Origin of the sequence: Rhodococcus sp. IEGM 1307 (assembly GCF_030056915.1) — a bacterium.
GTDB lineage: Bacteria > Actinomycetota > Actinomycetes > Mycobacteriales > Mycobacteriaceae > Rhodococcus_F > Rhodococcus_F opacus_D.
Genome location: NZ_JASHKW010000015.1, coordinates 119,126 through 131,924 on the forward strand (window position 1 = coordinate 119,126; position 12,799 = coordinate 131,924).

General features: G+C 64.8%; 12 protein-coding genes. 10 read left to right on the top strand and 2 right to left on the bottom strand.

Annotated features, from left to right (window positions below):
• Positions 1–140 precede the first annotated feature (140 nt).
• Entirely contained in the window at positions 141–1,358 is a 1,218-nt protein-coding gene (locus QM841_RS26965) for a CaiB/BaiF CoA transferase family protein (protein WP_283334436.1), read from the bottom strand.
• A gap of 88 nt (positions 1,359–1,446) precedes the next feature.
• The gene (locus tag QM841_RS26970) at positions 1,447–2,943 is read right to left on the bottom strand and encodes an aldehyde dehydrogenase family protein (protein WP_283334437.1); all 1,497 of its coding nucleotides are present in this window, start codon (positions 2,941–2,943) and stop codon (positions 1,447–1,449) included.
• 218 nt (positions 2,944–3,161) lie between these two features.
• Between QM841_RS26970 and QM841_RS26975 the strand changes: the two genes are divergently transcribed.
• The 10 genes from QM841_RS26975 to QM841_RS27015 all read left to right on the top strand — a co-directional run bounded on the left by QM841_RS26975 (position 3,162) and on the right by QM841_RS27015 (position 12,451).
• The gene (locus QM841_RS26975; RefSeq protein ID WP_283334438.1) at positions 3,162–4,145 is read left to right on the top strand and encodes a LysR family transcriptional regulator; all 984 of its coding nucleotides are present in this window, start codon (positions 3,162–3,164) and stop codon (positions 4,143–4,145) included.
• Positions 4,146–4,305: 160 nt separating this feature from the next.
• A complete protein-coding gene (locus tag QM841_RS26980; RefSeq protein ID WP_283334439.1) occupies positions 4,306–5,703 on the top strand; it encodes an MFS transporter in 1,398 nt (465 codons plus the stop codon).
• A 544-nt stretch (positions 5,704–6,247) separates the two neighbouring features.
• Entirely contained in the window at positions 6,248–6,775 is a 528-nt protein-coding gene (locus tag QM841_RS26985; RefSeq protein WP_283334440.1) for a MarR family winged helix-turn-helix transcriptional regulator, read from the top strand.
• Positions 6,776–6,864: 89 nt separating this feature from the next.
• On the top strand, positions 6,865–7,161 hold the full coding sequence (locus QM841_RS26990; RefSeq protein WP_283334441.1) for a hypothetical protein: 297 nt from the start codon (positions 6,865–6,867) through the stop codon (positions 7,159–7,161).
• A gap of 876 nt (positions 7,162–8,037) precedes the next feature.
• Positions 8,038–8,973 carry a 3-hydroxyisobutyrate dehydrogenase gene (gene mmsB, locus QM841_RS26995; protein WP_283334442.1) on the top strand — a complete coding sequence of 312 codons (936 nt, stop codon included), beginning with the start codon at positions 8,038–8,040 and terminating at the stop codon, positions 8,971–8,973.
• Between the two features lie 17 nt (positions 8,974–8,990).
• The gene (locus QM841_RS43470) at positions 8,991–9,389 is read left to right on the top strand and encodes an enoyl-CoA hydratase/isomerase family protein (protein WP_502943289.1); all 399 of its coding nucleotides are present in this window, start codon (positions 8,991–8,993) and stop codon (positions 9,387–9,389) included.
• Complete coding sequence (locus QM841_RS27000; RefSeq protein ID WP_502943290.1) at positions 9,286–9,714, top strand: enoyl-CoA hydratase-related protein; 429 nt, start codon at positions 9,286–9,288, stop codon at positions 9,712–9,714. Before QM841_RS43470 ends, QM841_RS27000 begins: the two co-directional genes overlap by 104 nt.
• A complete protein-coding gene (locus QM841_RS27005; RefSeq protein WP_283334443.1) occupies positions 9,686–9,808 on the top strand; it encodes a hypothetical protein in 123 nt (40 codons plus the stop codon). Before QM841_RS27000 ends, QM841_RS27005 begins: the two co-directional genes overlap by 29 nt.
• Positions 9,809–10,002: 194 nt before the next feature.
• On the top strand, positions 10,003–10,971 hold the full coding sequence (locus QM841_RS27010; RefSeq protein ID WP_283334444.1) for a quinone oxidoreductase family protein: 969 nt from the start codon (positions 10,003–10,005) through the stop codon (positions 10,969–10,971).
• 184 nt (positions 10,972–11,155) lie between these two features.
• Entirely contained in the window at positions 11,156–12,451 is a 1,296-nt protein-coding gene (locus QM841_RS27015; RefSeq protein WP_283334445.1) for an MFS transporter, read from the top strand.
• Positions 12,452–12,799: the final 348 nt, after the last annotated feature.

The following is a 12,799-nucleotide window of genomic DNA, read 5'->3' on the forward strand; positions in this document are numbered from 1 at the left end:
TCGTTTTCCAAGGCGGGGATCGTCAGCCGGACCTGGCATGTTCAGTTCGGGAACCTCCAATGGCGGCTCCCCGATACCACCCCGACCCGTCCTCGCCGAACATGACGTTGGCCATGTCGGATCACAGAGTCGGTCGAATGTCAGCTACCACTGTGCGAGTACGCGTATTCCGTGGGAGCGGTGCTGTTCTCCTCGTCGTCGAGCCAGTCGAGAACGGACTGGGTGTGCTGACCGAGCATCGGCGGGGCATCGTGGGTTTCCCGCAGCAGCGACTCGCCGGTGGCAGATTCCATCCGAAGCGACGGCCCCGGCAGCTGGACCCTGCCCGCGGCGGCGTGCTCCACATCGATGAGCAGACCCTGGCTGCGGGTCTGCTCCCACTCGTACACCTCGTCGATCGTGCGAATGGCCCCGGCCGGTACCCCGGCACCGGTGAGGTCGGCCAGCACCTGCTCGCGGGTGCGATCGGCGAACGACGCCTCGATCTCGGCGATGAGTTCGTCACGGTGCGCCACACGGTCGACGTTGACCGCGAACCGTGGCTCGGAGGCTGAAAGACCCGCGATCGGCGCGAACTTCGCCCAGATCGCTTCACTGCCGACGGCGACCTGGATGAACCCGTCCGAGCATCGGAAGCTGCCGTACGGGGCGATCTGCGGGTGGTGGTTGCCGCTCGGCTGTGCGACCTGCTCGGCGACGGTCCATTTCGTGCCGTGGAAGGTGTGGGCGCTGATCGCCGCCGCCAGCAGCGAGGTCCGCACGATCGACCCGCGCCCGGTGCTCGCCCGCCCGGCGAGGGCGGCGGACACGCCGGCGGCGCCGTGGACCCCGGCCAGCACGTCCGCGATTGGGACACCGATGCGGGTCGGCCCCGACTCGGCGGTGCCGGTCAGCGCCATCAATCCTGCTTCGCCCTGGGCGATCTGGTCGTAGCCGGCACGCGTCCCCTCTGGGCCGTCGTGACCGAATCCGGTGATCGACAACGTGATCAGGCGCGGATTGAGCTCCTCGAGGACCGCGGCGGTGAATCCGAGCCGGTCGAACGCGCCGGGCCGGAAGTTCTCGATGAGCACATCGGCGCGGGCGATCAGGCGGCACAAGGCGCGGTGCCCGTGCTCGCTCTTGAGGTCGAGTTCGATGGATTCCTTGTTGCGGTTCGCGGACATGAAGTACGAGGACTGGTCGTGCTCCGGACCGACGAATGGGGGTCCCCAACTGCGGGAGTCGTCGCCGTGGCCGGGGGTTTCAACCTTGATCACCCGGGCGCCGAGGTCGCCGAGCATCATGGCGGCGATCGGTCCTGCCAATGCTCGCGACAGGTCGAGAACGAGCAGGTCCTTGAGCGGTCCTGTAGTCATGTGGTTTCCGTCCTTAAATGGAGAACGCCGGTGAAGCAGAGTGGGCATGCTTCACCGGCGTGGTCTGGGGTGCGGTCGTCGGGGCCCGTTACCGGGCGGTGCGCAGACGCACGTTGATCTGCTTGGTCTGGGTGAAGCCTGCGAGCATGCCCTCGAGGGAGGCCTCCCGGCCGATGCCGCTCTGCTTGTAGCCGCCGTAGGACTGCCCGACCATCTGACCGCCGCCCTGGTTGACCTGAACCCATCCGGTTTCGAGCGCGTTGGCCGTGCCGATGGCCCGGTCGAGGTCGTGCGTCCACACGTACGCCGCCAGCCCGTAATGCGAGTCGTTGGCCATCTTGATGACCTCGGCCTCGTCTTTCCAGGGGATCACCACCACGACCGGGCCGAAGATCTCTTCGCGAGACAGACGCCAGTCGTTGTTCGCGCCGGCGAAGATCGTGGGCGCCAGGTAGAAGCCGTCGTTGCGGTCCACCGATCCGTCGAGTGCGACGGTGATGCCCGGGGCGGCGAGGCCGTCCTCGACGTAGGAGGTCACCGATCGGAACTGCTTGTCGTTGATGATGGCGCCCATGTCGGTGCTCTCGTCGAGGGGGTTTCCGACGACCTGGCTGCCCAGGGTGGCGGTCAGCCGGCCGAGTACGTCGTCGTAGATGTCCTCGTGCAGGAACAGGCGGGACCCGGCGGTGCAGCTCTGGCCCTGCCGGTGCACTCGGGAGGACAGCAGCAGGTCGCCGATCAGATCGTCGTCGTCTGCGGCGTCCGGGAAGACGATGGACGGGTTCTTGCCGCCCAGCTCCAGCGAGACGTGGGCGAGCCGTTCACCGGCTGCCTGGGCGACGTGTCTGCCGACCTCGGTGGATCCGGTGAAGGAGACCTTGTCGACGCCGGGGTGTTGCACCAGGCGCTCGCCGGCGACCGATCCGAGGCCGGTGATGACGTTGAGGACTCCGGCGGGCAGGAATTCGGCGCAGATCTCGGCGAGCAGCAGCACGCTCAGCGGTGCCGCCTCGGCGGCCTTGACGACCACGGTGTTGCCGGTGGCCAGTGCGGCGGGGATCTTGAATCCGGCGATCATCAGGGGCGAGTTCCACGGCAGGATGGCGCCGACGACACCGAGGGGTTCGAGCCGGGTGTATTGGAGCTGATCATCGCCTGCGGGGAGCACGACGCCCTTGCTCTCCCCGGCGATGCCGGCGAAGTAGCGGAACAGATTGGCCAGGGTCTGGGCTTCGGGCCGCGCCTGGGTGCGGATGGCGTTGCCGGTGTCGAGTGCGGTCAACGAGGCGAGGTCCTCGATGCGGGCCTCGATCGCGTCCGCGATCTGGCCGAGCACTCGTGCCCTGCTGGTGAAGTGCTGGGCGCGCCATGCCGGGAAAGCGGCTCGCGCGGCGGCGACGGCCCGGTCGACGTCGGCAGCCTCGCTGGTCGGTACCCGTCCGATCACGTGGTCGCGCAGAATCGGTGTGGTGACCTCGGTCCATTCCCCGCTGATCGCCTCGACCCAGCGGCCGTCGATCAGCATCGGGAAGTCGCGAGCCGCCGGAATTCCGAGGCTTGCGGGTGCGACCTGGGTTGAGGTCATCGTGGTACTCCTTAGACATAAAACCTTGAGGTGCAGATAGTTTCGAATCACAAATGGTCATGCGGCGGGGCGAAGACTCAGCCCCGGCGACGGAACGCCTGACGTCGGCTGACTTCTACGGTGCGCCACAGCTCGTGCGCGGTCAACCACCAACATCACGCCGCAGGGATGCAAAAATGCACCAAGGAAGGGATACCGGACGAGTAGAGTTCGGGTGCATGACCGGCCGCAGTACATCATCTACCGACGAGCCCGCAGCAGCGCCTCCCACGACGGCCACGCCGCGGGCGATCGACATACGACAGGTCCGCGCCGACGACTTCCGTTATCTCAGCGCTATCGCCCGCACCGGGACCCGCCGTTCCGCCGCGATCGATCTCGGGGTCGACCACACGACGGTGTCGCGGCGAATCCACGCTCTGGAGAAGACTCTCGAGGTGCGCCTGATCGAACGTGGTGCGGACGGCTGGGAGTTGACCGACATCGGACAGGCGGTCGCCGAACGCGCACGCGCGATCGAGGAATCACTTCAACTGGCGGTCGACGCCGCAGTCGGCGGCGCCGGCAGCGCGCTGCGCGGGACGGTGCGTGTCACGGCACCGGACGGATTCGGCACACTGATCGTCACCCCAGCGTTGGCCCGGTTACGGATGCAGCACCCCGACCTCTCGGTCGAGCTCCTTACCGCCACCCGCCAGCTCAACCTGCACCAATCCGGCTTCGACGTCGCGATCGCCGTGGGAACACCGGTGAACAGCCGCCTGGTGTCCGAGCTGATCAGCACCTATTCGATGGGCATATACGCGACCGACGACTACCTCCGCCAGCACGGGACCCCGGACTCGATCGAGGATGTGAAGAACCATCCGATCATCTTCTTCGTCGACTCCCTGCTACAGGTCGGCGACCTCGATCTGGAGCGGCATCTGCCCGGCGCCCGCGCCAAATTCATGTCCACGAACATCTTCTCGCACGTCGAGGCTACCCTGGCCGGCGGTGGCATCGGTTTGCTCCCCGCCTTCATGGCCAAGCCCTATCCCGAACTGATTCGCCTGCTCCCCCGGGAAGTCGACGTCCACCTGACGTTCTCCCTGGCCGCCCGACGCGAAAGCCTGACCAACCCGACCGTGCAGGCGGTCCGTCACGCCATCCACGCCGAAGCACTGCGACGAAAGTCGGATCTGCTGCCTCCGGTGAAGTGAGCCGGCTGCGGCCCTCCCCCATCTTGGTGCAGTTCTGCAACAGCCCCGCGTGCGATTGGCTGTTGCCCGACTCGATCACTGCCGCGAATACTTCTCAGCAGAGAGTGCACGGTGTCACATCCCGGCACTGGCTGTAACCCGAACCACGTAGGAGTACGCAGTGGATCACACAACCCCCGCAGGTGGCGGCAGCGCGGCTGCGCCCACCCCGTCGGGCCTGAAGAAGGTCGTCGCGGCCTCGATGGCCGGAACGATCGTCGAATGGTACGAGTTCTTCCTCTACGGCACCGCCGCCACCTTGGTGTTCAGCAAGGTGTTCTTCGACGCCGGCATGAGCGAGCTGACCGCAATCATGTCCGCATTCGTCACCTACGCAGTCGGATTCGTCGCCAGACCGCTCGGCGGCATCGTCTTCGGCCACTTCGGCGACAAGTACGGGCGCAAGTCACTGCTGCAATTCAGCCTGGTACTCGTCGGCAGCGCCACATTCCTCATGGGCTGCCTGCCCACCCACGACCAGATCGGTTTCTGGGCACCGACTTTGCTGGTGACCTTGCGGTTCATCCAGGGCTTCGCGGTCGGCGGCGAATGGGGTGGCGCAGTACTCCTCGTCGCCGAGCACAGCCCCAACGACCGCCGCGGGTTCTGGGCCAGCTGGCCCCAGGCCGGGGTACCCGGCGGCAACCTGCTCGCCACCATCGTGCTCCTCGTGCTCACAGCGACGCTGTCCGACGAAGCATTCCTCAGCTGGGGCTGGCGGGTCGCGTTCTGGCTGTCGGCCGCGATCGTGTTCATCGGCTACTACGTGAGGACCAAGGTCTCCGACGCCCCCATCTTCGTCGCCGCCAAGGAGCAGACCGAGAAGGTCGCCGCAACTTCATACGGTGTGTTCGTGGTCGTCAAGCGCTACCCACGGGGAGTATTTACCGCGATGGGACTGCGCTTCGGCGAGAACATCATGTACTACCTGGTGGTCACCTTCACCATCACGTATCTGAAGATCGTGGTGCACACCGACACCAGCACCATTCTCTGGTGGATGTTCATCGCACACGCAATCCACTTCGCCGCAATCCCCCTTGCCGGTCGACTCTCCGACCGGATCGGCCGTCGGCCCGTCTACCTCTTCGGCGCCGTCATGGCCGGCGGATGGGGCTTCTACGCCTACCCGATGATGAACAGCGGCCACAACACCGTCATCATGTTCGCCATCATCGTCGGACTGATCTACCACGCGTTCATGTACGCCGCGCAGCCCGCCACGATGGCGGAAATGTTCCCCACCCGCATGCGGTACTCCGGTGTCTCTCTGGGCTACCAGGTCACTTCGATCGTCGCCGGGTCGCTCGCTCCGATCATCGCCGTCGGGCTGCTCGAAAAGTTCGACTCGTCGGTGCCGATCGCGCTGTATCTCGCTGCGGCGTGCGCCGTCACCGCGATCGCGGTCCTGTACACCCGGGAATCGAAGGGTCTCGCTCTCGAGAGCATCGACCTCGCCGACGCCGAACGCGAACGCGAACACCAGGTCACCAGCACGGCTTCTGCCGGGGTGAAGTAGGACCGGCGTAGCCACTAGACGTCCGCGTCGGATGGCCACGCTCACCGTGCCCTCCGACGCGGACCACGTCTTGCCCTACCGGATAGGCGGGATACGTTGCACCTCAGTGCAGTACACCCACTCGGCGGCTCAGACGGCGTCCGCGAATGTGCCTCTCGCGTCACCGTTGCGGGGTTTCCGATTTGGGTGCCGAAGCGTTACATCCGGGCCGTTCGCGGACGGAAGCGGTGCGCTCGTCCACGGCGAGGAAGCGGGCCGTGACGCGGTCCAGCGACGACGATTCGCGGCCGATCCCTCCGCGTAGACAGATCTGATCGCTCAGACCGTCGTCACCGAGAGTGGCCACCCGGGGGGTGGGCGGCCTCTCCCGAACGTAGCCTCACCTGCACCGGACGCAATACCGTTGCACAGCCGGATTCGGCAGGGCGCTGCCGTCATCGAGCAATGCTGCAAATAGCATTGCGCAGAACTCGCGGCTGCCGTAAATCCCCGTTCCATGCGATGCTCGATGGCGCAACCATTTCGAGCCGTGAGAGGAGACGACGTGAGCGGCGAATTCCATCGTTCCCGCGCGACCATCGCAGAATTCGGCGAACTACGAGCCCGAGACCGCATCCTCCCGGAACCGGCCCCTGCGACAAAAGTAGACCTCATCTACTCCATGATGCGGACGCAGCGCATGTTGTCCTCGCAGCTCAGTAAGGCGTTCACGCCGTACGGAGTCAGCTGGGCGGGATACGAGATCATGCAGCTGCTTGTCCATTCCGGCCGCGACCCGATCTCCATCCTCGCCCTCGCCCGGCATCTCAAGCGCCACTGGACCAGCATCGCTCACACACTCAACGGCCTCGAACGAGCGGGGCACGTGACCCGATACCAGAATCCTGACTATTGGCGCGAAAAACTGGTGGAGTTGACCGATTCCGGGTATGAGGCCTGGGTCCGTGTGAGTGAGGCGCTGGCGGAGACCGCTGACCTCTGTTCCCCGGACGACCACACCGCCCTCGGCCTTCTCGCGGGCCTGAGCGCCTTCGAGAGCGAACTGCGCAAACCCTCGTGCGGCGTGCAATAAGTAACTTGACAGTCAGAGTGAGGACGCCTGGCGTTCCCTGCCCCAATACTTCCGAGGGCTTTTTCAGTACGACCAGAGGTGAAAATCCCGTGAACTCTCCCCAATGGCGCCAACGGCGCCGCGCCAGCTGGATCGAAGCCAACCGCAAGCGCACCCATCCTGACATCGAGGCGGAGCGCCTTATTAAGTTCGCCACCATGTGGGCGCCGTACAAAGGCGCTTCCGAGGAGGAGATCTCTATGCAGTTCGGGATGACGCGGCACCGGTTCCTCGAGCGATTGTGGCAGGTCATCCGAAGCCGAGATACACAGTTTGGTGAACGCATACCCGCACCGCCGGCGCGGTTCCTCACCCATCCCGTAAACCCGCAGCGATTCGTTACGTGAACTGGCCATTCAGCTGACGGTCTAGAGAACTTGCGGACGAAATCAGTGCAAGCACCCCAAGTAGGACGAAATGTGGAACAGCCTTAACGACAATGACATCCTCGATTTTGCGCTTCTCTGGGATCCGCTTGGAGGGCCGGCCCCGGAAAGCATTGCGACCGCCTTCTCAATCGATATGAGCGAGTACAACCACAGGCTTCGGGGTGCCGCAAGGTTTCAGTTGGCCCGACTCGAGCAAGGCACCGCCTCTCCGAAGCACATTTATGGGCTGGCAGCACTTACAGCGCTCGCACATGATCCCCGCAAGTGACCGTCGAAGATGTTGGATCCGTTAATCATCGACAGCCCCGCCACCGAAAGGTTGTCCTTGATTACGACGGTGCGGCCAGCGAGCCGTCCGATGTTCTTTTCCCTGATGTGAGAGTGGATATGCCACCGTTGTTGGATTCGGTGGCGGTCGTGAGCGTGTACTCGCGGCTTTCCGGCGGTCGCGGTGCCGCCTCGGCGGGGATCTTCGTTACCGTTGATCTCCGAGTGCCGACAGTGCCGCGCTTCGGCGGTAGAAGCAGGTCAGAGCAGGATGGAATGCGAACGTCATCGACCGGTGTGTAGTCGCGCAGCGGCGATCGTGGCCGTCGCGGGTCCGGACACACGACGAATCTGCGGCGGGAACGACCCTGTTCCGGCGCTCGCTCTCCCTGACGCCTTCGGTCGCCCTTCCGCACGGCGGGCCGCACCTCGGCCATGGCAGTTTTGCACCAGGGTTGCGCTCAGTTGGTCATTGACCCACGACCTACTCTCTCGCAGTCTCAAGTGTGGACGAGACGACAAGCGCTCGGAACTCTTCGGTTTCAATCAAACTGGCAAGGAGACACGATGTCGGTGATCACGTGGGTCGGGCTCGGGAGGATGGGCCTGCCGATGGCTCTGCAGATCGCGGGGGCTGGGCACGAAGTCCGCGGCGTGGAGATCAACCCGGTGGCGGCTCGCGAGGCCGAGATGGCCGGCATTTCTATCTACTCTTCCGCTGTCGAGGCCATCGAGGGGGCGGATGCGGTGGTCACCATGCTCCCGACGGGCGCTCATGTACGCGAGTTGCTGGCGGGACCGACCGGGTTGTTCTCGGTCGCATCGAGGACGACGCTGTTTGTGGATTCGTCCACGATCGACATTGATAGCGCCAAGGAACTGCACGTTTTGGCCGAAGCCCGCGAGCTGAAGTTCGTCGACGCGCCGGTATCCGGTGGGGTGGTCAAGGCCGCGGCCGGGACGTTGACGTTCATGATCGGCGGTTCGGAGGAGAGTTTTGCGGCCGCCTCATCGATCGTCGCGCCGATGGCGGCGAAGATCGTGTACGCCGGTGGCCCTAGCACCGGCCAGGCAGCGAAGATTGTCAACAACCTGATCCTCGGGATCTGTCTGGCAGGAACGTGCGAGGGATTGCTGCTCGGGGAACGTCTCGGCCTCGACGCCGATGTCTTCTACGACATCGCGGTGAGTTCGAGCGCCGAGAACTTCGCGTTGCGTGAGTGGTACCCCGCCCCCGGTGTGGTTTCCTCGGCCCCCAGTTCGCATGAGTACGCTCCCGGATTCACCAGTGCGCTTCTGCATAAGGACCTTTCGCTCGCGCTACAGGCCGGGCAGAGCACGGGCACCGCGCTCGACACCGCACGCACCGTGCACGCCCTATTCGAGCAGCTGGTCGACAGCGGCGCCGGCGGGTACGACTGCACCGCTCTCCTGCCTGCTCTCGACGGCCGCCTCGGCTCGGCCGCGGCATCGGTGCCTGCGGCGGACGCGGCAACTCGCTGAGGGAACGCAGACCACCGATGCCTACGCCCGGAAACGACACCCCCGGGGTCGTCGATGCGCACGGCAATGTCCGTCTGTATCGCGACGACTCTGTCACGACGATCGTCTTCAGTCGCCCGCAGGCGCACAACGCGTTGACCGAGACGATGTATGCCGAATTCGATGCCGCTCTGCAGGAGGCGGAGACGGACAGCGGGCTCAAGGCCCTCGTCTTGAGGGGCGCCGGTGCCCGGGCGTTCACGTCCGGTACCGATGCCCGCTACATCGCAGGGGATGCGGAGCGGACCGTTGGGGCTTCGCTACGAGGAGGGCATCACCCGGCCCGTAACACGGCTTCAGCGGCTCCGCGTCCCTGTCGTGGCTGTGATCACCGGACACTGCTACGGTGCCGGGCTGCTTCTCGCCGCGGCAAGTGATATTCGCATCGCGACACCGTCATCACGTTTCGGTGTGCCCGTGGCCAAGACAATGGGCAACTGCCTGTCCGTGAACTCGATGTGCCTACTGCGGGAGCGGCTCGGGTCCTCCATCGTCAGCGACATGCTGATCCGGTCCCGCGCGTACACCGCTGACCAGCTCGGTCAGAGCGGGTTCATCAACGTCCTGAGCAGCGCAGAAACCCTCGATCATGATGTCGACGATGTCCTCGACGACATCCGCTCTGCCGCTCCGCTGACCCTCTGGGCGACGAAGGAAGGAAACCCTGACTCGATTGCAGCTCGATCCGCTCGCCGGTTGTGACGATATCGTCGAGACCGTCTACGGCAGCGAGGACTTTTCCATCGGCACCGCCGCCTTTCTCGGCCGCGCCGCCCCCACCTGGACTGGTCACTGACCTGCGCACCCGCCAATAGTGGTGCATTTTCACACCACCGTTGCGTGCTGTTGGTTGTTGCCCGCGGCACTGTCCGGTCTCGATACTGGACACGAGGGCGGGTTCCGCGACTACGGCATTCCGCAGCTGGAAGATCACTTTCATATTGTCTCGCAGCGATATTCGCTGCTCGAGCCCGTCGCAGAAAGGTCATTATGAAGGCTATCGCTGTCAATGAGAATGGCGGACCTGAGAAGGTCACGTTCACCGAGATGGATGCCCCCGTGCCGGGCGCCATCCAGCTCCAGGTTGCGGTCGAGACCGCGGGGGTGAACTACCTCGACATCTACCACCGACAGGGAGCCCTGCCGGCCCCCTTCGTCGGCGGAGTCGAGGGTGTGGGCCGGGTAACCGAGGTAGGCTCGAATCTCGACCCGAGCTGGGTCGGCCGGCGTGTGGGATGGCTCGCAGCTCAGGGCAGCTTCGCCGAGACTGTCGTCCTCGACGAGGCCAAGGCCGTAGCTGTGCCCGAGGACATCAGCAACGACGACGCGGTTGCGCTCCTGATGCAGGGCCTGACGGCCCACTACCTGGCGACCAGCGCATTCGCCATCGGCAAAGACTCCACCGTGCTGGTCCACGCCGCCGCCGGCGGTGTCGGGCGCCTGCTGACCCAAATCGCCAGCCATCTGGGCGCGACAGTGATCGCAACCGCCTCGACCGCCGAAAAGCGGCGCATCGCCGTCGACAGCGGCGCAAACCACGCCATCGGCTACGAGAACTTCGGTGAGGTCGTCCAGGAGATCACCGAGGGCCGCGGCGTCGACGTCGTCTACGACGGCATCGGACGCGACACCGTCGAGGATGGGCTCAACAGTCTGGGTATCCGCGGAACCCTCGTGGTGATCGGTGCCGCCAGCGGTCCGCCGCCGGCGATAGAGTTCAGCACGCTCGCCGCGAAGTCGCTGTCCGTCATTCGCCCGTCGATCGCGCACTTCACCATCCGTCCCGGTGAACTGTCCTGGCGTGCCGAAGAGGTGTTCGGCTGGCTACGTGAGGGGGTGATCTCGACCACCATCGCCGCTCGTTACCTGCTCGAAGACACCGCGAAGGCTCAGCAGGACATCGCCTCTCGTTCTCTCGCGGGCAAGTTGCTGATCGATGTAGCACCCAGCAACACTTGACGGTGTGGCTGCTGTGACCGCGATGGCGCTCACCGGCCACAGCAACCACCCCTGGTTCGATCATCGTCACGGTATCCGCCGGCCGACCCGAGGACCGGTCGAGCCCGCACGGCGCAGTGCCCATCGTGCGGTGAGTCAGTCGCCGGCAATCGACACACGAGAACGGAAAATGAGGTTGCGTCCCATGCTGTCCTCAGAGCCAGAACGCCCGGTTCCAGTCCGGAGCGAAGCTGTCGGCCGGCACTGGTTGATCATCGTTCTCGGTCTTGCGCTCGCCTCAGGCGTCGCGGTGAGCGTGATCTACCTGCCCCAGCCGCTCCTCGCCTACGTCGGTGCGGAATTCGGCGCATCACACGCCGTCGCTGCATGGGCGGCAACCGCGGCCCAGTTCGGTTACGGGATCGGTGTACTCCTGCTCGTACCAGTTGGAGAGATCAGATCTCCCCGTCGGCTCGTTCGGATCCAGTTCGCGGTCACCGCGGTGATCGTGCTGATCTGCGCGGCAGCCCCGCAATTGTGGTTGCTGTGCCTGATTCTGTTGATCGCTGGTGGCGCGGCGAGCGTGGCTCAATTGCTCGGTCCACTCGCCGCTCGACTCGCTCCGACTCACCAACGTGAGAACGCGACGGCGCTCATCATCGCCGGGCTCGCACTCGGGATCTTCGGTGGTCGCGTCGGGGCTGCGATCATCGCCGACATGACCGGTTGGCGGTGGGTGTTCGTCGCGGCGGCGGTCGCATTGCTGGCCATGGTCCTGGTTCTCGGCGTGGTGGTCGGCGCGGATCTGCGACCGACCACAGCGATCTTGTACAAGACTCTGCTGGGCTCCTTGCCCGGCCTTTTCGCGCGTACCGGTACCCTCCGTGCCGCCTCGGGTTACCAGTTTCTCGCGTTCAGCTCATTCAACGCAGTTTGGACCGTGGCGGCTTTACACCTCACCGAAAGACTGGGTTTCACGCCGATCGAGACGGGACTGTTCGCCCTGGTGGGTCTGTTCTCGGCCGTCCTGGTCCCTTTCACCGGAACACTGATGCGCGCGACCGGGCACGACACCGTCCGGTCGATGGGTTTCGCGATCGGCGCCGTATCGAGCGTGACCCTGATCGTCAGTCCGAGTCATCCGATCGTTCTCGGCGCAGCCCTGGCTGGACTCGCCGTGATGAACTTCGTCGTCCAGGTCCCCAACCAAGTCAGTATCTACGATGCCACCGGTGACGCCGGTCCACGCGCCAACGCCATCTTCATCTTCTTCACCTTCATCGGTGCTGCAATCGGCGCCGAGATCGGCGCCGTTCTGTATCAATACGGCACTATCACCGCAACCGGGGTGTTCTCCCTTGGCATGGCCCTGCTTGCACTGACCGCTCTCGTTATCGCGCAGGCGTTTCGGATTCGGGGCAGACGGCGAATGTGCGTGAGGCGTCCGTTACCGGCACAGATCCCGTCCGCCAACCAGGAACCGGAACGTGTGGATCGCTGATGCAGTCTGAGAATGGTCAGAGTCTGGTGCTGGCCGCTCGGTCACCGACTTCAGGACGGACTCGCCGCTCGACGAGACTTCCGGCGCCGCGATGGTGATTCCAGTCGTGCTTCGGCCATCACGATCGCGATCGTGATGGCCGGCCGTCGCCCACCGGCACACCAGAACATCCTGTAAACCCGGAGAGGCGGTTATGAGATAGGCATCATCGGAGCAGGGGCAATCGCGCCACCTTGGCGCAGCGATCGGAGCCCACATCATCGCTTGTGCCGCGGACAGGGCGAGGTAGGCTGCCAAATACGCCCACACTCCGCTGCTTTCGTCCAACGTGCTGAGGATCCAAATGCA